General features: G+C 36.9%; 27 protein-coding genes. 9 read left to right on the forward strand and 18 right to left on the reverse strand.

The features are described from left to right. Positions 1-2 precede the first annotated feature (2 nt). Positions 3-779 (forward strand): PhzF family phenazine biosynthesis protein, encoded by a 777-nt coding sequence (locus EZL74_RS11180; protein ID WP_131476714.1) that lies wholly within the window; start codon positions 3-5, stop codon positions 777-779. Positions 780-791: 12 nt separating this feature from the next. Here the strand turns inward: EZL74_RS11180 and EZL74_RS11185 are convergent. After that, a protein-coding gene (locus EZL74_RS11185) for an IS3 family transposase (protein ID WP_394345865.1) occupies positions 792-2,176 on the reverse strand; the annotation gives its coding sequence in 2 pieces (ribosomal slippage) (positions 792-1,861 and positions 1,861-2,176; 1,386 coding nt in all). A 46-nt stretch (positions 2,177-2,222) separates the two neighbouring features. Further along, entirely contained in the window at positions 2,223-2,834 is a 612-nt protein-coding gene (locus EZL74_RS11190; protein ID WP_131476715.1) for a hypothetical protein, read from the reverse strand. A 1,208-nt stretch (positions 2,835-4,042) separates the two neighbouring features. Here EZL74_RS11190 and EZL74_RS11195 point away from each other — a divergent pair. The 6 genes from EZL74_RS11195 to EZL74_RS11220 all read left to right on the forward strand — a co-directional run bounded on the left by EZL74_RS11195 (position 4,043) and on the right by EZL74_RS11220 (position 8,662). Further along, entirely contained in the window at positions 4,043-4,846 is an 804-nt protein-coding gene (locus EZL74_RS11195; RefSeq protein WP_131476716.1) for a hypothetical protein, read from the forward strand. A gap of 5 nt (positions 4,847-4,851) precedes the next feature. Then, on the forward strand, positions 4,852-5,283 hold the full coding sequence (locus EZL74_RS11200; protein ID WP_131476717.1) for a hypothetical protein: 432 nt from the start codon (positions 4,852-4,854) through the stop codon (positions 5,281-5,283). A 45-nt stretch (positions 5,284-5,328) separates the two neighbouring features. Then, positions 5,329-6,150, forward strand: a complete 822-nt coding sequence (locus tag EZL74_RS11205; RefSeq protein ID WP_131476718.1) for a uracil-DNA glycosylase family protein — start codon at positions 5,329-5,331, stop codon at positions 6,148-6,150. An 8-nt stretch (positions 6,151-6,158) separates the two neighbouring features. Continuing rightward, positions 6,159-7,076, forward strand: a complete 918-nt coding sequence (locus EZL74_RS11210; RefSeq protein WP_131476719.1) for an ADP-ribosylglycohydrolase family protein — start codon at positions 6,159-6,161, stop codon at positions 7,074-7,076. A 3-nt stretch (positions 7,077-7,079) separates the two neighbouring features. Continuing rightward, the gene (locus EZL74_RS11215) at positions 7,080-7,619 is read left to right on the forward strand and encodes a hypothetical protein (RefSeq protein WP_131476720.1); all 540 of its coding nucleotides are present in this window, start codon (positions 7,080-7,082) and stop codon (positions 7,617-7,619) included. Between the two features lie 623 nt (positions 7,620-8,242). Beyond that, positions 8,243-8,662 carry a DUF6943 family protein gene (locus EZL74_RS11220; RefSeq protein ID WP_131476721.1) on the forward strand — a complete coding sequence of 140 codons (420 nt, stop codon included), beginning with the start codon at positions 8,243-8,245 and terminating at the stop codon, positions 8,660-8,662. 272 nt (positions 8,663-8,934) lie between these two features. On the opposite strand, the gene EZL74_RS13210 is transcribed toward EZL74_RS11220, so the two are convergent. The 4 genes from EZL74_RS13210 to EZL74_RS11240 are packed head-to-tail and all read right to left on the reverse strand — an operon-like array spanning position 8,935 to position 10,542. Continuing rightward, a complete protein-coding gene (locus EZL74_RS13210) occupies positions 8,935-9,111 on the reverse strand; it encodes a hypothetical protein (RefSeq protein ID WP_193553762.1) in 177 nt (58 codons plus the stop codon). Then, the gene (locus EZL74_RS11230) at positions 9,098-9,334 is read right to left on the reverse strand and encodes a hypothetical protein (RefSeq protein ID WP_131476723.1); all 237 of its coding nucleotides are present in this window, start codon (positions 9,332-9,334) and stop codon (positions 9,098-9,100) included. The genes EZL74_RS13210 and EZL74_RS11230 overlap by 14 nt, the downstream gene beginning before the upstream one ends. Before the next feature lie 10 nt (positions 9,335-9,344). Beyond that, entirely contained in the window at positions 9,345-9,740 is a 396-nt protein-coding gene (locus tag EZL74_RS11235) for a DUF5675 family protein (protein WP_131476724.1), read from the reverse strand. Between the two features lie 40 nt (positions 9,741-9,780). Then, positions 9,781-10,542 (reverse strand): hypothetical protein, encoded by a 762-nt coding sequence (locus EZL74_RS11240; RefSeq protein WP_131476725.1) that lies wholly within the window; start codon positions 10,540-10,542, stop codon positions 9,781-9,783. 264 nt (positions 10,543-10,806) lie between these two features. On the opposite strand from EZL74_RS11240, the gene EZL74_RS11245 reads away from it, so the two are divergent. Continuing rightward, positions 10,807-11,007: a hypothetical protein gene (locus EZL74_RS11245; protein ID WP_131476726.1), complete on the forward strand. Its 201-nt coding sequence runs from the start codon at positions 10,807-10,809 to the stop codon at positions 11,005-11,007. Positions 11,008-11,350: 343 nt separating this feature from the next. Here the strand turns inward: EZL74_RS11245 and EZL74_RS11250 are convergent, their stop codons facing one another. From EZL74_RS11250 to EZL74_RS11280, 7 genes are read right to left on the reverse strand one after another with little or no spacing between them, the layout of a single operon-like run. Beyond that, entirely contained in the window at positions 11,351-12,304 is a 954-nt protein-coding gene (locus tag EZL74_RS11250; RefSeq protein ID WP_131476727.1) for a sodium-dependent bicarbonate transport family permease, read from the reverse strand. Positions 12,305-12,322: 18 nt separating this feature from the next. After that, a complete protein-coding gene (locus EZL74_RS11255) occupies positions 12,323-13,276 on the reverse strand; it encodes an L-threonylcarbamoyladenylate synthase (RefSeq protein WP_131476728.1) in 954 nt (317 codons plus the stop codon). Positions 13,277-13,285: 9 nt separating this feature from the next. Further along, positions 13,286-14,122 carry a DUF6671 family protein gene (locus EZL74_RS11260; protein WP_131476729.1) on the reverse strand — a complete coding sequence of 279 codons (837 nt, stop codon included), beginning with the start codon at positions 14,120-14,122 and terminating at the stop codon, positions 13,286-13,288. Beyond that, a complete protein-coding gene (locus EZL74_RS11265) occupies positions 14,115-14,405 on the reverse strand; it encodes a hypothetical protein (RefSeq protein WP_131476730.1) in 291 nt (96 codons plus the stop codon). The genes EZL74_RS11260 and EZL74_RS11265 overlap by 8 nt, the downstream gene beginning before the upstream one ends. Further along, complete coding sequence (locus tag EZL74_RS11270; RefSeq protein ID WP_131476731.1) at positions 14,402-14,581, reverse strand: hypothetical protein; 180 nt, start codon at positions 14,579-14,581, stop codon at positions 14,402-14,404. Before EZL74_RS11270 ends, EZL74_RS11265 begins: the two co-directional genes overlap by 4 nt. A 28-nt stretch (positions 14,582-14,609) precedes the next feature. Continuing rightward, a complete protein-coding gene (locus tag EZL74_RS11275) occupies positions 14,610-14,852 on the reverse strand; it encodes a hypothetical protein (protein WP_131476732.1) in 243 nt (80 codons plus the stop codon). 10 nt (positions 14,853-14,862) lie between these two features. Further along, positions 14,863-16,299, reverse strand: a complete 1,437-nt coding sequence (locus EZL74_RS11280) for an NADP-dependent isocitrate dehydrogenase (protein ID WP_131476733.1) — start codon at positions 16,297-16,299, stop codon at positions 14,863-14,865. Between the two features lie 91 nt (positions 16,300-16,390). Between EZL74_RS11280 and EZL74_RS11285 the strand changes: the two genes are divergently transcribed. Further along, positions 16,391-17,314 carry a LysR family transcriptional regulator gene (locus tag EZL74_RS11285; protein WP_131476734.1) on the forward strand — a complete coding sequence of 308 codons (924 nt, stop codon included), beginning with the start codon at positions 16,391-16,393 and terminating at the stop codon, positions 17,312-17,314. 10 nt (positions 17,315-17,324) lie between these two features. Here the strand turns inward: EZL74_RS11285 and EZL74_RS11290 are convergent, their stop codons facing one another. From EZL74_RS11290 to EZL74_RS11310, 5 genes are all read right to left on the reverse strand, one after another. After that, positions 17,325-18,710 (reverse strand): TolC family protein, encoded by a 1,386-nt coding sequence (locus EZL74_RS11290; protein ID WP_131476738.1) that lies wholly within the window; start codon positions 18,708-18,710, stop codon positions 17,325-17,327. Continuing rightward, on the reverse strand, positions 18,710-20,056 hold the full coding sequence (locus EZL74_RS11295) for an HlyD family secretion protein (protein WP_131476735.1): 1,347 nt from the start codon (positions 20,054-20,056) through the stop codon (positions 18,710-18,712). Before EZL74_RS11295 ends, EZL74_RS11290 begins: the two co-directional genes overlap by 1 nt. A gap of 3 nt (positions 20,057-20,059) precedes the next feature. Further along, positions 20,060-21,727 carry a peptidase domain-containing ABC transporter gene (locus EZL74_RS11300; protein WP_131476736.1) on the reverse strand — a complete coding sequence of 556 codons (1,668 nt, stop codon included), beginning with the start codon at positions 21,725-21,727 and terminating at the stop codon, positions 20,060-20,062. Between the two features lies 1 nt (position 21,728). Then, positions 21,729-22,400, reverse strand: coding sequence for a TetR/AcrR family transcriptional regulator (locus EZL74_RS11305; protein ID WP_131476737.1), 672 nt, complete (start codon positions 22,398-22,400; stop codon positions 21,729-21,731). A 433-nt stretch (positions 22,401-22,833) separates the two neighbouring features. Beyond that, a partial coding sequence (locus tag EZL74_RS11310) for a T9SS type B sorting domain-containing protein (protein WP_131475430.1) occupies positions 22,834-23,205 on the reverse strand: 372 nt, incomplete at its 5' end.

Below are 23,205 nucleotides of genomic sequence, written 5' to 3' on the forward strand. Positions count from 1 at the left end.
ATATGGAAAATAATTTAAAAACAGAAGTTCAAATCATCAATGCATTTGTAGACAACAATGCAGGGGGAAATTCTGCTGGTGTAGTGCTCAATGCTGACCACTTAAGTAATAAACAAAAGTTAAGTATAGCACAAAAAATAGGATTGTCAGAGACAGCCTTTGTATCAAAATCAACACTTGCCGACTTCAAGCTTGACTTTTTTACTCCTAAAAGACAAATTGCCCATTGTGGCCATGCTACGATTGCTGTATTTTCATACCTATCGCAATTAAACTTAATTCAAAACTCAATTTCTTCCAAAGAAACCATTGACGGGACCAGAGATATTTTAATCACTGAAAATCTTGCTTTTATGGAGCAAAAAACACCCTATTATCAAGAAGTTCCTGCTTTAGAACAAAAGATTCTACAGTCATTAGGAATAACAGGTAATGATATATTATCTGAAGCGCCTATTTCTCTAGTTAATACTGGTAACTCTTTCATAATTGTCCCTGTAAAAAACGCGACTACTTTAAAAAATATAAAACCAGATTATGACCTAATCAATCAAATAAGTGAAGAGTTGGACTTAGTAGGTTTCTATATTTTTTGTACAGAAACAAGCCATCGCGAGAGGGTCGCTAGTACAAGAATGTTTGCACCTCGATACGGAATTGACGAAGAAGCTGCAACCGGTATGGCTGCCGGCCCCCTCGCTTGCTATTTATTTGACAAACTACATCTAAAAAACAATAGAATGTTTGTACGTATTCAAACTAATTTGGACTTTTCCTAAGAGAGTATTTAGTTAATAATTCAAAGATAAATGATTTTTGTTTGTTGCTGTTAATTTTAATTTTTGGTACTCATTTCTGCGATTGATAATTGCCACTTTCTTTAATCGTTCGCGTTCTTTTAAAATTAATTCTCCTCTTCCAAAATAGACATCTGCCGGGGTTAAGTTGTTTAATGATTCATGATAACGTTCATTGTTATATCGATAAACAAACTTTTCTAAAGCAGCTTCTAATTCTTCAGGCGCGAAGTAATTATCAAGTTTTACGACGTTTTTCATGGTTCTGTGATAGCGTTCAATTTTTCCTTGTGTTTGCGGATGATTGGGTCTGCCATGTACTTGCTCCATTTGATAATTGTCTTTTAAATACGATTTTAATTCGCTAGCAATGTAGCACGAACCATTGTCTGACAAGAGTTTTGGTTTTTGTTTAGTCATCAATTTTGCTTTTTTAATAGCCGTATCAACAGTCTGTTTTACATCATCGGCTTTCATGTTTGAGCAAAGCTCCCAATGTACAATATATCGGCTGTAATCGTCCAAAACGGTACTTAGGTAATACCAACCCCATCCCAAAATTTTAAAGTAGGTAAAATCGGTTTGCCACATTTGATGAACAAAGCCTGTTTTATCTTTAAATTCATCGGCTGCACTCAGAAAAATATGAGCTGGAGCTGTGATTAATCCTCTTGCCTTCAAGATACGATAAACACTAGATTCGGATAGAAATATTTGTTGTTCATCAGTCATTTTATAGGCTAATTCTCGGGATGATAAATCAGGATAATCTAAAGCTAATTTTACAACTAAATTCTTCTGTTCTTGCGGAATGCTGTTCCATTGCCTGTTTGACGCTCTTTTGGTTGGAATTAATCCTTCAACACCATTTTCACTGTAAGCGTGATACCAATTGTAAAAAGTACTTTTGTTGATTCCAATCTCACGAAGTGTTCGATTAACGCCAATCTCAGAACGTGTAACCATGTGAATAATCTCTTGTTTTTCGGATACTGTAAGTCGCATATATTTTTTGAACTTTTCAGTTAATCCAGCATGTCCAAGCTTTTTTTTACGACATCGTAACGCAATACCAAATCGGCAACCATTTCTTTTAAACGCTGATTTTCTTTTCGGAGTTCTGCTACTTCATCACTGGTAGCTTCTCTTGTGGTATCACCTGCTAAACGCTTTTTACCAGCTTCTAAAAACTCTTTGTTCCATTTGTAAAACTGAGATTCATTGATGGAATACTTTCTACATAATTCAGCGACAGACATCTCTGCCCTTAAAGCTTCCATTACGATTTGGATTTTCTGTTCAGATGAAAAGATTCTTCGGGTGTTTCTGCGAATGTCTTTAATGAAGTTTTCTGCTGTTTTTTTCTTTGGTGTTTTCATGATAATTCAAATTTAAAGATTTTGAAAACACTCTCTTAGTTTTGACCTAAATCAGTCCACTTTTTGCTGACGATTTACACTGCAATTGCTCAAAACTATCTGTGGTTTTACCACACGTGATAGAAATGCTGGTGTGTTTACTATCATTCTTCATAATTTGAGATTTATGCTTATCTTCTTGCTTAATTTTCCGTATAATCTTCCTAACATCGCCCGTTATAAGATAACAATCTATTACCATGTTAAAAAGATTGTCTTCGATAACGACTTGTTTGAAGATTTCTACTTGCATCTCAGCGTCGAGTTCTTCTTCATTCATGGCTTGACAGTCGGCAATATATAAATCCCAAGTAATCGAATCAATCTTATCTTGATGCTCAAATAATAATTTCGTAAGCTCCAATTCTGATGCCTCAGTTTTTATGAGGGTATTCCATTTATCAAAGCCGGCTATTTTGGCAATAACATGCTGTGCATTCATAAGAGTAAAATTGTCTTCATCGATATCGAAGTCCGAAATGATATCATAAATTTGAAAGTACGTCCGGGAATAGTCATACTTAAAACCGCCTTTCGGTTTACCAACGACAGGAGTTTGGGTCTTAAAATCTCTGTAAAGATTTTTTGCTTGAAGTTTGAAGTAGTCAATAGAGTTCATAATATAATCCTTTATTTCAAAGATTATTATCCTGGGATTTTGCGTTCGTATACTTTGGTAGGATAATAAGCTCTGAAGGTTTATATTATCTCGTTATTGGTTGATAAAATCTTTGCACGAACGAGCAGGCACACCAAAAACACCTGAGACAAATATAAAAAAATTCCATTTAAACTATTCTTTACTATTCCAAATTTTTTCAGTTGCTTAAAATAATACATCTAACTAGCTCCATATTCTGAATTGACGTTTAAGTTTTATTTGCCACCCCTTCCCCACGCTCCTAAAAAAATTACCGTCACAGTTTTTGTCCCCTCCCTCTTCAAGCACATTGCCTGCCGGCTTTGTAATCACACTATAAACAATGCCAATCAGTTAGCCGCCAGGCAAAGAGCTTGCCCAACGCACAAAACAAAAACACGTACACTCCGTGACTTGCGCCGGTAATTTTTTCTCCCAAGCTTCTTTACATAATGTTGCATTATGGCTCTAAAGAGACCATAATAACATTATGTAAAAAAGCCGCGCACCCTCTGCAAAACAAGAACAAGAGGTGGTGGCTCTATGGCAACTTTTTTAACAGCTATACTGACCCTAAAATGGTAAGGTTGTCGAAATGTAGCTGTCAAAAAAACCACCATTCACCACCACCATAGAGAACCTTTTCAATTTCAGTTGAAACAATACAGTTATCAATAATTCTAATCACGAATAGAGTAGCGGTTTTTATCAGCTAACCGTTTAAATCGGTAGTGAGGTCTATGCTGAGCTTGTAGAAGGACGTTGCTTTTATGAGTACCTTCCCGATTATTTTACAACCAAACAACTGAAAACCAACTTCTGATTTCTCCACACTACTCCCGGCACCCATAAAACCAAATACCAAGCAAGAGTATCATTTTTCATTTGCTCACAACAACTAAATAAATTGCTTCCACGGCCAACCAATGCCACAAAATTCCATAATATATTTAATACTCACTAAATACTTCATAATGTACACTTATTGCAAGGCATCGGCTGCCCATGAAATCAATCAGAAACCCCACACTAAGCAAATAAAAAATGATACACTTGCCAGAATACATCTTGTAAAAAAAAAGCAATTTTTATTAGGAATTTCAAAATCGATTTATTTTTAAATAATGTTTTTTTTCATCCAATTAAAGCTGGTATATTTAATATTTTCTGTAGAATAATTCCAATACATGGGTGTGCTAAACAACATAATATGCTTAGATTTTAATAATTTATCGATAGCTCGCTTAGAGCTTTGGTTGTCAACAACAGATTATATAACTGATGACAATACCAGAAATTATATTCGAAATTCCATACGAAATGAAAAGAATGATAGCAATCAAATACAAGTACTTTATATTGTCAATAACGTAATAATTGGTAAAGTATTTCAGAAAACATTTCCCGAAATCACCTTTAATATTTCTTTACAAAACAAGATCAAGAAATATTGTGAACCAATAAAGATTGAACAAATAGAATTATATAGGTCTGTACTAATCGATTGGATTTTTAACTCAAATCATTCTGATTCCAAGACAGCTTTGGGTTTGTTCCCTTTAAGAAAATATAATCTCAAATCAAATGATTGTTTAGAGTTAAATGTTATAGTAAATGTTACAGCAATCGATGTAGAGGATTTGGGATTTACTTTAAAGGAGTTATCTATCCCTTCTAATCCAAAATGGCAACTTATAATTAATGAGTTTAAGAAATTCGATATCGCTAATGTGAATCAGCAAGATATCAAACTAACCACTATATATATTCTTGATAAGTATATTATTGGATACAATTTTAAAATGCTCAACAATATCCTGGAACATTTTTTTTGGAATTTTGAATTTGAAAATTTAATACCAAACTCATTCACTTTTTCATTTGATATCATAAAGGATACATTTGTTGACGAGGAATTTGATGAAAGATATAAGATAGCGCTTGCCAAATTATCCAGTGAAGAAAAAAATCGATTAGCACTCTTAAATTAAAGTATATGATAAAAATTAATAAACCATCAATGGTATTTACTACCAAAGCACTTTTAAGATATACCGGTACCAACTATAATTATTTGCAAGAGAAAAGATTTGAAAAGATGGTTATAATTGAAAGGGAATATAATCTGCGTGAGGATTTAATTGTACAACACACTATGTTTGATGGTACTCAAATAATGTTTTCAATGATTTCAGGAAAACTATACATCAAAGAAAACGGTTATTACGAATTAAAAGAAGGTCAAAACTTTTGTGATTTTATCCTTTTTTGGGATGAAAAATTCATGGTTTTCGAAGGCAACATCAGTTATATGAATAATGTTAATGATAATTTTAAATACAAAGAAGATTTTAAAGCTACTATGATTTTACCTTACGATAAACACCTTTTAAAAATTTGGGAGGAGAATAATAAGTTAATTGGATAGTAATAACTACAAAAAGAAATAAAACATAAACTAATTTTTTAAAATATGCCTGAACAACACCCTTTCACAACCAATAGATGGTTTGAAAATCTTATTAATCCTAGTTTACATGAAAAATGGATTAATAATATTGATAGCTTCGGTTATATACCAAATAAAGAAACCAAGAGCATATTTCTTGGTACATTTCCAATTTGGCAAATATCAACTGGGAACAAAAATCAAGAAAATTTTGAATTTTTTTACGGAAGTTCCGTAAACGAATTTTGGAATTGTTTAGGTGAAATTTTAGAATTTGAAATAAATACTTTAGAGAATAGATTAAATATTCTAGAAATAAATAATATTGGCATTACTGACATTTTAAAACAAATTGATAGAAATCCTATAAATAGCAACCTTGATAGAGATTTAACAGTTTTATCTTATAACAATATAATTGATTTGAAATGTCAATTTTCAAAAATTGAAAACATTTTTATTACATCAGGAGGAAAAAGTAGAATAGGAAATTTAAATGATAATAATAAAAATGTTGGAACTTGGTTAAAAAATTCAGTTATAGATAGAAATTTGAAAGGTTTTAATCAAGATGGCTTTGTGAAAGAAATATTAATTGATAATATAAAATTCAATTTGATTTATTTATATAGCCCAAGTAACAGCACACGCAGATCAATTCAAGGTATATTAAATAGAAATAACAATTTTGATATTGAAAATATTGATATAAATTCATTTAGAAGACTTCAATGGGGTTATTTTTTAAGAAAATATCACTTAGGTGAAACTAATATAAAGTCAATTAAAAATATCTGGGATTTAGTGAATAACAATGAAACTCTATTGGACTTCTTTGAAAATTAAAAAAAAAAATGCCAAATAACCTCTTCCAAAAAATCCTCATAGGCACTGCCATTGGTGATGCTCTCGGTGTACCTGTAGAATTCAAACCACGAACTTTCTTAAAACAAAATCCCGTAACCGATATGCAGGAGTTTGGCACACACAACCAGCCCAAAGGCACATGGTCAGACGACACCTCGCTGACACTATGCTTAGCTGAGAGTATTAATGAGGGCCTAGATTTAAAAAAACTTGCTCAAAAATTCATTGCCTGGAAAAACGACAACCTATGGACCGCTCATGGATGGGTTTTTGATATTGGTATAGCTACAAGAATTGCTATTGAAAGATTAGAACAGGGCGCGCAACCGGAACTTGCCGGTGGCTTTGAAGAGATGGACAACGGCAACGGTTCTTTAATGCGCATCTTACCATTAATTACCCATATCAAAGAGATGGAAATACACCAACGGTATGATTGGACAAAAAAAATATCATCAATAACTCATGCACACATTCGTTCGGTTATGGCTTGTTTCTATTATTTAGAATTTGCCAAAAAAATAATCGAAGGAAAAGAAAAATATCAAGCGTATAAGGAGCTGCAAGTAGAAATCACTAACTATTTTGAAAAAAGAAATATTAATCCGCTGGAAATTCAAAAGTTCAAACGCTTACTATGGGAAGATATTTCAATACTTGAAGAAGATAGTATCAAGAGTTCAGGTTATGTAGTAGATACATTAGAAGCTTCCATTTGGTGTATCCTAACTACGAACAACTACAAAGACGCAGTACTCAAAGCAGTCAATTTAGGTCATGACACCGACACAACCGGTGCTGTAACAGGTGGAATGGCAGGGTTAATTTATGGTATCGATGATATTCCAGTTGATTGGATTTATGAAATAATCAAACATAAAGGTTTCACCACTTTATACAGCTAATATATGGATAAAAGATATTTTCAATTACTTACATTGTTATGCTCTGTTCTTCTATCAAAAAATGCATTTTCTAAAGGTTTATCAGATACGATTAAGTTATTTGAAGATGAACATATAGTAGTATTTGATTATGGTCGGGGTAATATTGATTTTAAACATAAAAGCGAAGGAAAACTTCGCAATGATAATTACAAATATCAAGTACGAAAATTTTATAATAGGCCAATTTATTTGGGTTCAAAAAACAAAACTATTATTTCAAAAATTGGATTAGATGCATTAACTAATATCTATATAAAAAAAGCCACCATTTATCAGAACGAGCACTATTTTAATGACATAAGTGTTGATGATTCTAAAATAAAAATTATCCATAAAATAGACGGTAGTAGAATAAAATTCTATTATTTAAAGGCCTACTATGTATATGAATACAAAAATGGAGAGTTCAAAAATTATTGGTGTGATGAAGAACACACAGAATATTCATTTGTAGAAATATCCATAAATGGCAAATTGATCTATTTTAAGAATATAAATTAGTAATAATGTTACTATTATAGAAAATCTACATATACCTTTAAACTCCAATATATTACTCATAAAAGTTTCAGGTCTTTACTCAAAACCTAAATAAAGCACCTCTTTATCTTCATTTAATATTAAGGAAGTATTGGCATAGCTTTTATGAGTGCCTTCCCGAGTACATTACAACAATACTTCTGAATATAACAACCTGATTGCTGCAGCCTATTCTCGGCACCCATAAATCCTAACAAAAGAAAGAGTATAAAATCCGTTCCGGAATTTTATACCCTTTCCCAAATCCTGCAATGGATTCCCACCCATCTTTCAAAACAACAATGAATTCGGAATCAAAAAAAAAAAAATAAAAAAAGACTGCAAAGGTAAGTTCCGGGTATTCAAAAAAGCAAGTTCAAGCCCTACGGGTTTCGGGTAAAATCTCCACCCAAGCAATTCCAAACACATTAAATTTTCAATTAGACGATTACTGATTCGTTCATTACTCGGGTAGTATTTTACCCGAAAAACTTGCTTTTTTGAAACCCTCCACTTGGACGACCGGCTTTCTTTTTTTCTCTTTTTTCTTTTGAAAAAATTTTGTGTGCGAAGCATAGCGGAGCACTTCACGTAAAGCCGGAACCATGACGAATTACATCATTAAATCACACAGAATAGGTACTTCCTACGCAAGACCTCACATTTTTATCCTGAACAAAGGGATGAACAGCGGAAAGCCCAATAAAGAGCCATATGCGAACAGTTTCGTTATCATCTTCCAACAAGAAGAGGATTGCGAGAACTACTATTTTGTTGCTTTTAGTTTGTGGCAAACAAAATTTTGGCATCAATTTTTAATCGGTTCTGTCATTCCTTTTTTGCGCTTACAGGATTTTAAAAAGGAATTTAATGAAAGAGCCAAAACTATGATGGAGGAACACGAGCAGCACCTAAAACACATTGCAGCTCTGAAACTATTGGAACAAAAAGAAAAGCAGTTTCATGAAAACATTAACCTTATTAATGAAATGAGGAGAGTAATTCTTTACCGCTACTGTAAATAATCAACTAAAAACACACACTATGACACTATTCATTTTATACCAAACGGACATTTGGAAATCGAAAACCTCTCGCGTTTTCTTTGGCGTTTTTGACTGTCGAACAAAAGCAACTGACTGCGCAAAATATCACGGACTAGTTACCAATATTTCTGCAGTCGTTATCGAGGAAGTAATTCTGAACTTATGTGAGGAATGCCAATAAAAAAAGCCTGGTCTTTTATGACTAGGCTTTCATCTTGTTTAACCCAAAGGTCACCACAACTAAGGTTAAACTATTCTTTGTGCTTCTTTAAAATTCTCTTTAGGATTAAAGACACTGTAAAACTGACAACAGCGCCTAAACCTGCTAAAACAATCGTTTTAAGAACATCTGCAGAGTGAATATTTGGCACTATACTTAAAAATGTTCCTCCGGCCGTACCTATAAAAGTAGAATTATTGGTTGTCATGCTCCGCATTTTGAGGATGTTCCTCTTTTGTTGTGAGCTGACTTACTGCCGAGAGAACTCCTCCGGCTACCGCCACATAACCTCCAACAGTAATAACTGCTGCAGGTAAAGTGATCGGAGCAGTCAAAATGGTTCCTCCAACTGCTGCCAATACTAAACCAATATTTCGAAGCACTTTAAAAAAATTCGGAGTCGGCGACTTTGCTCTTTTAATTACATTCATATAAATGGAATTAAGATTTAACAATCAATTCGACACTTTCATTTTGGTCTAGTGACTTGTAAATTATGTCTTTTAAGCGATTAAATGCTTTACGTGACAATAAACCTAATCCTGGATCTGAAAGTTTCGTTACAGGAGCAATACAGCCATTCAATTCTTTTAAGGCATTATTGGCAGGGTGAAGCAAAATCAAAGTTCTGTTTTCAACTCCAATAATTTCCATATGCCAACCAAATTTACTGCTGTACCGCTTTTTAATAAAATATTTCCCCTCCGGAATACTGGAAACTCTCCTCACATTGTTCTTCCAAGGCAATTCAATGGTTTTACAAACTACTTTGCCCTCACATTTGAGTATTCCATTAGTTCCCTCGGGGAAATAAGTTCTGGTCAATACTAAAATCACTTCTTAACCTTTCTTGTCAGACTGAGCTTGCCGAAGTCCCTTACACACCGCTGTCAACTTTCACAATAGCCAACGGATTAAATGCACCATTTTTCAAAGGATACATTTGCCCATTGATTTCCTGAAAGAATTCAACTCCCAAAGCCAAAAACAATGGCTTTGTACTGGCAGCTGTTACAGCATTAGTTTGACTAATGGCAGCAGTTGCAGTAGCATCCCATGGTAAAATTGCTGATTCAGAGGTTGCAACCACATACGTTTCAGCTTCAAAATCCACTTCAGCGCCGGCTGAAATGATTTTGAAGTGAGTGGTTCCACTTGGAGCTGAAAGCATATTTGAGGGTACAAATGATGCTAAATCAACTTTGATTTCACCTAAAGCGCGGTCAATAGCACCAAAATAAGGAGCATACAAACTCGTGCCCAGTTTACCTCTGATATTGAATTCAAAACCAAATAGCAATTCAGCCTCTCCATCAATTACATTTCGCAATCCTCTTTCACTAACAGTGTCAGCTTGGATTACTTTTACCATAGCTCGGGTCAATCTACTTACCATTCTGCCGTCAGCAGAATTCAAAAGCAAAGGACGAAGTGCAGTTCTCAAAAGCTTTCCGGCTTTCCCGGCTCTGCCAAACTCCGACCCATTCTCTCGGGTTCTTTGAAACGCAGGATCACTTTGAATTCTGCTTTTCTCAATTCCGCCTTTCTCACGTACCAGGTGCCCATCTGCGGAAGTCTTGTAAAAGGTCATACCTCCGATAGTACCTTTTAACTTAATTATGCCAGTCTGTCTAGCCATAATTTCTACATTTTACGATTAATACTCCTTTTCATTTTTCACTCCTCATTTCGATAATCGTTGCAACTAAATCTCGAATGATCTGAACAAAGTTTCGTGCACTGGAATGACATTTCAAAGGGTAAGTGTCAATAAGTACCAATAATGTATTATTTGTACCAAAAATGATCTATCAAATTTTCAGAAAAAAGCATAGTTTTGTAATATCAGGCACAAGTATGGTTTAAGCATACCAAAGGCATGGTTAAAGTATTAAAATGAGATATGGGAGCAAGCAACACAAGAGTCTGCATGTACCCCAAAGACGTTCAACGCATCATGGGTACGGAATATACCCAAGCCAGAAGATATTTAAAAAAGATTAAAAAGCATCTGAACAAAGAGAAGCACCAGTATTTATCCGTAGAAGAATTTTGTCTATATACCGGTCTCCCATTAGATGAAGTACAGCGTTGTTTGTTGTAGGGTCTATTAGTGTAAACAAATTGTTTACAACCCTCTTAAAAGCTTCGCTAACTAGTCCAATAACCAGTTCAAATAATAGTAAGCACACCTTAGGTAATTTGTATTCTTTTTTGTATATTTACATACCATCGATTTGCAATAAAAATGAATGAACAGAGTTTGGTGATATATTCGGTTACCCCGCAATAACACCTCTCTATGAAGTCAATAAAATAGAGTAGTTCAAAGGAGGGTTCGACTCTCCCCGACTCCACTAAAAATTCCTGTAAATGACTTTTTACAGGGATTTTTTTATACTATTTAAAACCAGAGTTTACTAATAAATGTTTAGCACAAAACCGTACTAACTTACAATAGCATAGTAAATCGGAAAGCCAATCGTAATATTAAAAGGGAAAGTTATCGCCAATGCCATGGGCAGAAACAGACCCGGATTGGCCTTGGGGGCGACAATTTTCATAGCCGCAGGAACCGCAATATAAGACGCGCTGGCCGCTAAAATGGCAAATATGAACCGATTGCCCGCTTCGGGCGTTACCCATTGACTGGCATAAGCCACCAAACAGCCATTCAGCAACGGAATGAATACGGCAAACAATACGGCAAACCATCCGCTCTTGAAAAAAACACCTAATTTTTTGCCGCTTACAATTCCCATATCAAGTAAAAAAATAGCTAAAAATCCTTTAAAAATATCTGTCGTAAAAGGCTTGATGCCCATAGCCTGTTGGTCACTTGCCAAAAAACCGATGAGCAGACTCCCGAGAATTAATAAAACGCTACCGTTTGTCAAAGAATGTTGTATGACACTTCGCAAGCTTGATGTGGTTTCTTGCTTCCCGTAGAGACGCATTAAAATAACACCGACAATTATCGCAGGGGCCTCCATCAAAGCCATGACCGCAACCATGTGTCCACCGAAAGTTTGCTGTTGGATTTCTAAAAAGGAAGCCGCAGTTACAAAAGTAACCGCACTAACCGAACCGTAAGCGGCCGCCACCGCACCCGAATTTTCAATGCTGAATTTTCGTTTGAGTATGAAAAAACAATAGGTCGGAATCAAAAGTGCCACTGCCACACCAAATACCACAGCCCACAAAATAGCGATAGTAAAATGACTATGAGCCAATTCCTGTCCGCCTTTAAACCCAATTGAAAAAAGTAGGTAGAGCGAAATAAACTTGGAAGAATTTTGCGGAATCGCCAAATCACTCTTTAACCGGGTGGCCAAAATCCCGAGTAGGAAAAACAGCAATGCCGGATTGGTCAAATTGTCAAATAATAACTTTAAATCCATAAAGATAAGTCTTAAACATTAAACATAGGAAGCGCGTTGTAACCGATCATTGATGGAATTGCCCAAGTGGGTCGATGGCAACTTCTCGGCTATGATAAAATCCAAGCCCAAAGCGTCCAATCGGTGCAAGGCAGCGTACAAGTTGGCTCCAGCCTCTTTCAAATTGTTTGACACAGAAAGGATTTCCTGGTGTGCAACCGTTTCCGATGTTTTTTGGGCATTGAACAAAAGCAATCCTACTTTCTTGTCGCGATGGATTTCAAGAGCTGCTTCAATCGCATCAACGACCAATAATCTGGTCTTGGGCGCATAATGCTTTGACATCATGCCGGGAGCCTGCGGCTTATTGTCATCATGGAATTTAAATTGCAACGGCCCGGCAACCGCCTCTACCTCTTCCCACGCTATCGAACCCAAGCGGTACACGGTAGGCTTGCCGTCTTCAAAACCAACAATAGTAGATTCGATACCGTTAGGACAACTTCCTCCTTCCAAAACCACAGGAAGTGCCTCTGAAAAATAATCGGCCACATGCTGAGCCGTTGTAGGGCTAATCGACCCAAACGGATTGGCACTGGGAGCCGCCAAAGGAAAAGGCAACACACGCAAAAGTTCAAGAGCACTAGGATGGTTTGGCATGCGCAGTGCTACGGTATCGTTACCGGCAGTCACCAAATCGGGAACTGAATCTTTCTTGGGCAACAGCACTGTAAGCGGCCCCGGCCAAAAGGCATCCATCAACCGAGTGGCAGCCTCCGGTACAGATTCGGCCAAATCGCTGACTTGCGCTTTCGAACCCACGTGAACAATCAATGGATTGGTCAACGGGCGCTTCTTTAAGTCAAAAATGGTTCTGATGGCTTTTTCGCTGTAAATATTTCCGGCAAGGCCATACACGGTTTCGGTGGGCAGGCCAATTACTTGTTCTTGTTTTAACCAATGGGCGGCTAAGTTTACATCAGTTGTTATCATTTTATCTGTTTAAGGGTTGCAGCAATGGCAATACATTGGATCCTCATATTGCTTCTGATGAGGGTGATGAACTTCATTTTTAAACGCACACTTTTGACACACATACAGATGGCTCAGGGTAGAATTTGTGGGCGATTTACACCATTCACAGGGTAAACCGGTTTTTATATCAGTAACCACAAAACCCGGTGTACTACACTGCGGACATAACGATTGTACAGCCTCTAAAAGCTTCTGAGCCGCCTTGGCAATTACCCGCATTCGGGTAGGATTGTATTGAGCTCTCATATCGGTCTCTACATACACGCTGTCGTGCATCTGCTTCAGCAACCGAAAATGGTGAATCAATGTTGCCTTATCGGTGATGCCTTTGGTAAGGTTCGCAAAATTATTTTCTGATGGTCGCAGTATAAGGCCGTGATTGGGAAAACCTACTTTGACCGCAAAATCCAACAATTCCGTTTCGCAAGCGAGCGTGGCCGCATTAAAATTGGTTTCCAGGCTAATCTCTCTCACTTTGATTTCCAAATTGTTTTTGGTATCCATCAACAGCAACCATTCGTCATCAGCATGGGCAAAAAATACCGAAGGATGAGGGCCAAACGAACCTTCACTGGCAATGACTAAGTCACCATCTGTTTTCTCCAGCGCAAACAAACACTTGTTGCGAAGCGTCGTCAACACATCATCCTTTCGGGGAATTTCGCCACTGAACGTACCTAACGTATCCGTATCGAATTCAGCGGAAACAAAGCAAGACACGCCCAGAGCTTTTTCCAATAATGGGGCAATCACTTGTTCTTTGCCGTGCTTGGTGGCGATGAGTAATCGTCTTTGGTCAAACATTAGGGTCTATGGCAATGGTTACTACGCTTTTCACCACCATGTTGGAACCACTTTCTTTGGCTTTGGCTGTAAATTGTTTTAAAGAAGTCAAAGCGGCTTCCAACTCTGTGATCCGTTTTTTGGAATGTGTCAAATCGCGTTCAAATCGGATGTGATTGCTAAAATCATCCAAGCGATGGTAGTTAATTTTACTGTTAATTAAAGTCGTCAGCACCGAAGAGGCTTCCTCTGGAGTAAAAGTGCTATCGATTAATTTAAACTCATGGTGGTTTTCATTTTTCATAACTTGATTTTCATTTTTTTTAGTTGAAACAGCGCTGCCAATACCGACAATCCTAAGAAGCCATTGACGGCAATAAGATTTTTGTCATTAAAAGCCAATAAAAAACTAACAATTAAAAACAGTAGCGGTAGCAGTAACAGTATGTACGATGTGAGTGAGCCGAATTTATTTTTCATAAAATAGTGTGTTTGCGAGAGCGAATCATCAATCAATAGAGATATCGCTGTTCAAATGAACATTCTTGGAGCCCAACTTAACTTGGTTTTTCACTTCGGCCAATTTGTCTTGCAGCAATTTTATTTTTCGCTCCCGCATCTTGATATCTTCCTCATGAAGACTCGTTTTGATTTTATCTTCGTGAAATTTTATCTTCACCTGAACCAATTGTGTCAATAAGTCGAGGGTTTCCGTTGGCGTAAAATCGCCGTCAATTAATTTAAAATTCATATCGCTTTTTTTATTGTCCTTGTCCTAATGAAAATGCTTTCTTGCCGTCGAACTGATACAAATTCTCGGTTTTAATGGTATCAATTCCATTTTGAATACACTGTTGTAACAGTATAATGATTTCCTCCTTACTGATGGCTTTCTCCTCAGCCGATGTAAAGCGACAACGCCAATGATCGGTACAGAACGTTTGAGAAAAGCCTTCCGGCCATACTTTAATCCCGCGGTTGGTAATCATGCTCAGTTTGAGGTGGGATGTTCCAATCGTATTCATTTTTTGGGCCAATTCATTAGCATCCGTTCCTGACCAATGCACAAAAATGTCATGACCGATGAGTTCTTTCTTGGCTTGTGGTTTTCTCACGTATTTGGGTAAATTCAGCGCTTGGCCGTTTTCATAATTAACTGCGGCAAGCTTTTGGGGTTTTTGACCCAAATTGGCAATCACCGCTTGTGCAAATTCGCGAGTCCCCACTTTTTGTGTACTGATTCCTTCTTTATAGATGTCATAGGTATGAATACCGTCTTCTAAGGTTTTCAACCAAGCATTTTGTACTTTGGTGGCTACATCATTTTGTCCCAAATGATTGAGCATCATCACCGCTCCTTGCAATAAACCCGAAGGATTGGCCATATTTTGCCCCGCTCGTCTGGGAGCCGAACCGTGAATGGCTTCAAACATCGAACATTCTTCACCAATATTGGCCGAACCGGCTAAACCTACCGAACCGGCTATCTGAGCAGCGATATCGGAAAGCACATCGCCATACAGGTTCAAGGTTACTATAACATCAAAAACTTCCGGAGTATCACTCATTTTGGCAGCGCCTATGTCAATAATCCAGTGCTCATTCTCAATTTCAGGATATTCGGCGGCTATTTCATCAAACACTTTATGGAACAATCCATCCGTTTGTTTCATAATGTTGTCCTTGGTAAAACACGTCACTTTTTTTCGACCGTATTGTTTGGCAAATTCAAAAGCATATCGGATGATTTTTTCACAACCGGGGCGACTCACCAGTTTCAAACATTGCACGACTTCATCGGTTTGTTGGTGTTCGATACCGGCATACAAATCTTCTTCGTTTTCGCGTATGATAACGATATCCATTTCGGGATGCTTGGTTTCAACAAAAGGATGCAAACTCATGCAAGGTCTAACGTTAGAATACAATCCTAAAAATTTTCGGGTGGTGACGTTCAAACTTTTGTAGCCGCCGCCTTGTGGCGTCGTGATAGGAGCCTTGAGGAAAACTTTGTTTTTAATAATGGTATCCCAACTTTCTTTGGCGATGCCCGAAGTGTTGCCCGAAAGGTATACTTTCTCTCCTACTTCAATTTCGTCGTACTCCAATTGGGCGCCGGCTGCTTTCAATATGGTTAAGGTAGCGTCCATGATTTCAGGACCGATTCCGTCTCCTTTAGCGATGGTTATTCGTTGCATAATTTTTATTTTTTAATTAACAGGACAAAGCTATAATGCCATTTTTATATATTTTTATTTATATTTGTTATCATATACATAAAATTTATTTATGAATTATACCCTGCACCAACTTCAGGTTTTTTTAAAGATTACCCAAACGAAAAGCATCACCAAAGCGGCTGAAGAGCTTTATTTGACGCAACCTGCCGTTTCCATTCAGTTGAAAAATTTTCAGGATCAATTCGAAATTCCGTTGACCGAAGTAATCGGACGCCAATTGTACATCACTGAGTTTGGGAATGAAATTGCACAGGCGGCACAAAACATTTTAAATGAAGTAAACAGCATCAATTACAAAACCGCAGCGTTTAAAGGAATTCTCTCCGGCAAATTGAAAATTTCAGTCGTCTCGACCGGAAAGTACGTTATGCCTTATTTTTTGTCTTCGTTTACCAAAGCAAACAGCGGCATTGAGCTGGAAATGGATGTAACGAACAAATCCAAAGTAATCAAGTCGCTTCAAAACAACCAAGTCGATTTTGCTCTGGTGTCAACCTTACCCCATGGCATCGCCGTACATACCGAAGTGATTTTACCCAATAAATTATTTCTCGTAGCTAATAAAGATATAACCTTCCACAAAAATGAGAGTATCCTGAACTACCTCGGAAACAACGCTTTGATTTTTAGAGAAGAGGGTTCTGCGACCCGCATCGCCATGGAAAACTTTTTGGCACAACAAGGAATAAAGGGGAAAATGAAATTGCAGCTGACATCAAACGAGGCCGTAAAACAGGCAGTCATTGCGGGATTGGGATTATCAATCATGCCGCTGATTGGATTGAAAAATGAATTGGAAAACGGCAGTATGCAAATCATACCGGTAAAAAAACTTCCCATCGTAACCAATTGGACCTTGATATGGTTAAAAGACAAAAAATTAAGTCCGGCTGCTGCTGCGTACCTAGCGTTTATCAAAGAGGAAAAGGACCGAATCAGCAATGAGCATTTCAATTGGATTGAAAGCTATTAATAGGAATCCATTAAGGCATACCCATAATTTTGAAAAGAGTTGCATTAGCATCATAAAAACGGTTCTCTAACTGTAATTTTGACAATTGAGCTGCTACTAAATTATTTTCTCTGCTGGTTATCAAAAAAAGGGAACTCTCTCCAAATGAGAACAATTTTTCTTCTGACTGCAACAATATTTGATAATCAGACACCAAACTTTCCAAAATTTTCTGCTGTTTTTGCAGCGATGCTACTTCGGTTTGCTGTGCTTTAATTTTATTCTTTAACTGCACTCGTTCCAAATCTAAATCAAAACGAACATCCTGCAATTTGTATTTGGCCAACTGTAAACTCCCTCGTTCTTTCCTCAAAAATAAAGGCAGGTAAAAGTTAAGACCCACTTTATAATCCTGGAATCTGTAATTGTCAAAAGAACTGGCTTCGGACAGATAAGAATATCCCAAATCTATTTTGGGCAGCAGCATGTTAGCTTTGAGTTTTCGTTCGACTTCCAATAATTCAATCTTATTTTCCAGAGCTTTAATTTTGGGATGATTGGCTAAAGAGGGTGCAGATAATAGTAAATCATTGGTCCGCAAAGTCTCCTTTATAGACGTAAATAATTGCTCTTCGGGCACAATATTTTCTTGTAATTCTAGAGGAATATTATCTTCTAACCACAAAAAATTAGATAATTCCAATTGAGATTTGGCTAATTTCAATCGAGATTCTTCCAGACTTAATTTCCGATTTCTGACTGTAATCCCTGCTTCAATGCTGTCAATAGCCGGCTTATCACCTTGTGCTATTAGCTTAACGACTCCATCATAACGGATTTGAGCGTTATTGAGGTATTCCTGATATAAAGTTACTTCAGTGAAATTGCGTTTCCAATTGAAATAAGCCAAAGAAGCATCATACAAAACCGAGACCATCATCAGACTGCGTTCAGCTTTACTCAGATTGAGCTGAATTTTTGCCTTACGCAAATCGGCCATGCGCTGGTTGATAAGCAACCCTTGTGCCAGCGGAATGGCAACACCCAAAGAAGTTAATCCCTGATTGGGCAACTTATTTTGAGGATTTACATAAATACCATCAGTGTTGTCAAATCCTGCTTTAACTTCAATACCATACCATGTTGGGATTTTAAAACTGCTGTTCAATAACGAATAATACTCTTGATCTTTGAACTTTTTCTGTTCAAAATCTACCTGAATTTTAGGGTCAAAAGCACCTCTGGCCATCATTAAATTGGCTTGTGCCTGATTGAGTTCAAGGTTGGCACTTTTTATCAGAGGATGGAATTTTTTGACATATCCCAAAAACTCATTATAGGTCAACTCTTTGCTAACCAAACCTTGTCCGGCTGTTGAAAGAGTAAAAAAAATAAAACCTAAAACTAGTGATTTCATCATTTTTTATCATTTTGATTTTTGCCTTTAGGCTGGTAGTAATTAGGTGGAAAACCATTTAATGTTCTCCATATCTCATACCAAACAGGAACGGTATCCAACAATGCCAACGTTTGAGCTCCCGAACCGATTCGGATTTGTTTGGGCCAAGGTGCTTCATGTTCGTCAGGTGCAATCAAAACTCTGAACTTGCCGTTATCACTGATAAAATTTTCCACCGCTACAATTGTACCACCATAAGTTCCATAAGACATGTTTGGCCAACCGGAAAAAACTATAGTAGGCCAACCATCAAACCAAACCCTAACCTTTTCACCCCTGTGCAATAAGGGCAAATCAGTCGCAGCAACATAGGTTTCTACCGCAATATCATAGTGAGCAGGCATTATACTGACTACCGGAGTTCCTTCTTTAATGGTTTCACCAATACCCGATTGCAAGGCGCGATTGACGTATCCGCTTTGAGGAGCTTTGATATAATACATGCCGTTGCGAATTTGATAGTTTGTATATTGATTCTTTAATTTATTGACCTGGGCCTGAGTATCATACTGGCTGCTCAGTGCTGTAAATTGATCGCTACGGGCTTTTTGTTCTTTCTCATTATATTCTGCCGTAATGCGGTTAATCTCAACTTTGGCATTAATCAACTCGTTTTCACTACTCAGAAGTTTGTTTTCCTGAGTAATGATTTTAGCTTCAACTTCTTGCAACTTCAAACGTTTCTCCTCTACTTCGGTCATAGGTTTCAAACCCTCTTTGTTGAGGGCTAAGGCTCGGTTAAACTGAGTAGTAGCAATCTTAATCTGAGTTCTCACAGCTACCAAATCCATGCTGTCACTTTTGACTTTTAATCTTGACTGCTTAATCTTATTTTGAGCCTGCAGCAATTTGAGTTGACGTTCCCTGCCTATGGCGGCAATCTGTGCTTCGAGTGAACTCACTTTACCCACATAGGATTTACCGGCTAATTCTTTGGCTTTAAGTTGATTTTCGGTATTTTTCACCAGATTAGGGTCAAGATAGTCTTCTTTGGTCTCCGAAATATAAAGTATCGTATCTCCTTTGTTGACGTAATCTCCTTCTTTTACATACCATTTTTCGATTCTCCCCGCTATTGCCGAGTGAATCGTTTGAGGTCGTTGATCAGGTTTTAAAGTAGTGACAGCCCCTGATCCGGAACTGTTTTGAGTCCAAGGCAGAAACAGAATCAACACAGCCAGCAATGATACACCCAGTATGATTTTGTTCAAAACCTTATAATGCGGACGATTGCTCAGTGTTTTAAACGTACTGTATTTTTCTATGTTTCCGCTAATTCGATTGTGGTTGGAAATGTTCAACATAGTCTAGTTTTGTTTGGTATCATTAACAATTTTTCCATCGCTCATGGTAATAACTCGAGAACTTTTTTGTTTCCAATAGGTATTTTTAGAAGATACAATCAGTGTCCATTTATTGTCTGCAGAAGTGATGAAATCAATTACTTCTCTCGCTGCATCTTCATCCATTTTGTCTATAGGATCTTCATAGAACAAAATTTTAGGACGGTTAATAATACTACGGGCCAAAAGAATTTTTTGAGCATTGGATGAAGACAACTGCCTGCCTTCCGGATAAATTTTGGTATCCAATCCTTTAGGCAGCGATTTGATGAAATCACCCAATTTCACGCTGTCAATAGCCCATTTCAAATCTTCTTGTGAAACCAACGGATTATTAAATGTAATATTCTCCAATATCGTACCTTCAAACGGAGTTTCACCGGTGATAATAGTTCCAATTTGGGAGCGATACTGTTCTAAATCAATTTTTCGGTAAGTATCATCATTAATATACAGCGAACCTGACGAAGGCTGAAGCAAACCCGATAGAATTCTGATAAGGGTAGTCTTTCCTGAACCATTGCATCCTTCCAAATAAATTTTTTCAGATTGCTCTATAGTCAAATTAATTTTTTCGAGTACATAATTTGTATCCTGAGGAAATTTGTAGCTCAGATTTTCAGCGGCAAGCTGAATATTAGTATAACAATAATCGGGCTGCTTAGAAACTATATCTTCTATGGCCAAATCAGTCACCTGACCTATTTTTTCGACTGAAGTTAAAACATCATACAACTTCTCTAAGCCTATGACAAATTTCTCAACAGAATTAATTACCAATAGAATGATGATTTCGGCAGCAACAAACTGACCAATATTCATCTTTTGGTTCAGTACCAAATATCCGCCTATAAATAATAATCCTGCAGTAATCAGAATTTTAAAAACAATCAAATGTGAAATTTGCGTTTTGATAACCCCAAAATGTTTTTCTCTGTAAGCCAAATATTCCGAAACCAATCGGTCATTTTTAGTCAAGGCAAAATCAAAATTCGAATTCTTTTTAAAGCTGAAATTATTACGGGCTATTTCCTGCAGCCAACTGACCACTTTATATTTGAATTTAGATTCTTTCATACTGGTAGATAAGCCTGACTGAAACGAAAAACGGAAAATAAAATACAACAACAGCAACATGACCAATCCGAAAATAATGAAAAACGGATGGTATAATGAGAGTAAAATTATCCCAAACGTAATCTGAAGCAATGCAGCAGAGAAGTCAATCAACAATTTTGAAACACCTTTCTGAATTGTTAACGTGTCAAAAAAACGATTGGCCAACTCCGGCGGATAATGGTTATGCAGCTCCTCCGTTTTAATGCGCGGCAATCTGAATCCAAATTCAAAAGAAGCACGAATAAATAACTTCTGTTGCAAGTTTTCGGTTATTCGCATTTGCATCAGCGATAAAATACCAACAAGAGCAACTCCTATAATAACAATAAACACCAGCACGATCCATGACACACTGGTTCTACCCGATTGGATAAGATTAATTATCGCTTGTATACCCAAAGGCAAAGAAAGACTGATTAACCCGGCAAAAACAGCATAAAAGAATATCTGTAAAATATCTTTCCGGTCAAGCTTTAATAAATTGATTAGTCGTTGTGATGAAGTAAGTGCCATATTATTGAAGTACTTTTTTAGCCAAATCGATATAAAAACTGGTAGGAGAATTGTCCGAATTACAATTGGTGATTGTAGTCAAATGATCTTTTAAAAAGTGCTGATGCAAAGCTCCTTCAACGATAGATGAAGCTAAACTTCTGGCAAATTTATATTCCGGATTAACTTCTTCTATAATGGCAATAAGCCGGTTGATTACGCGTTTATAAACTAAAAAATAACCTTGTTTGTTTTCTTCGTCTACTTCTTTCGTTAGTAATGTCTTGGTAAACTGTACGATGATAATTTGGTTCAGTACCGACTCATTAATGTGTTGTGTCGCGGTATCATCCTCTATGATTTCAGTAACTATAGTAATGGCCTTTTGCAGTTTTTCCCACGGATTGGCAATATTTGAGGTCGAAAATGCCAACCGATATTCCATCCAACCCCAGTACCACGAACAAAGGTAAACCAAGAGCTTGTGCTTATTTTCAAAATAGCGATAAATCGAACTTTCATTAGATCCTATTCGCTCTCCCAATTTCTTAAAAGTAAAATCCTCAAAGCCTATCTCGTCAATCAGCAAAATACTTTCCTGCACAATTTTTTTACCCAATGCAGAAGTCTCCGGATCTTTCACATAAATCTTTTCGTTAATCTGAATTTTCAAATGTGATAATATCTGATTCATGGCATAATCTTTTTTGCAAATATAATAGTAATACTATTACATGTGAAATTTTAACTTTTATTTATGCATTGTCTACTATCAAATAAGATCAAATTATAAAAAGGTTACTCATTATGCCAAATCAAAACATCCTTACCATTTATGGGGAGTTTTTTGTTTTCAGCAGCGGCACTCCCTGCACCTGTTCACTCTCCCTCCCGCTATCCGCGCTACACGGTAGCCAGCTCCTATCGGGGCTATAAGCACGTGCAAAGTTTCAATGATATCTTGTGGCAAATTTTTACCCCAGATAAATTTGCCACACTTTTTGTGGCAAATTTTTTATGCTGTTTTTTTTTTGCCACAGCTTTTGATGAGTTTCTTTTGTGTTTGTTATAAAAAAAAACTCCTCAATGTCTTGAGGAGTTTTTTTTCATTTATAAATCTACTTGTCTTATCGTTTCAGCGAGAAGTGCGCCTTAAACTGTCGCATGCCACTACCCTCGGCAAAGTCTACCGTAAACCAGTAGTCATCCGATGGCATCAGATGCCCGTTGTAAGTTCCATCCCAACCCGCACTCAAAGGACTAAGCTGTTTGAGTAACTTACCATAACGGTCAAAGATGTAAATCTTAGCTCCCGGCTGATCATGCAATCCGCTTATATTCCAATGATCGTGATACCCATCGCCATTCGGAGTGAAATAATGTGGGTAATCAATCGTCTGGATGTCTTTAATCATCTCCACGCCACATGAATATCCGTTAGGGTCTCTTACATCCCATACATAAACTGTGTGTTCGCCTAATGAAACATTCTCAAAGAT

The organism is Flavobacterium silvisoli (assembly GCF_004329815.1).
GTDB classification, from domain to species: Bacteria; Bacteroidota; Bacteroidia; order Flavobacteriales; family Flavobacteriaceae; genus Flavobacterium; species Flavobacterium silvisoli.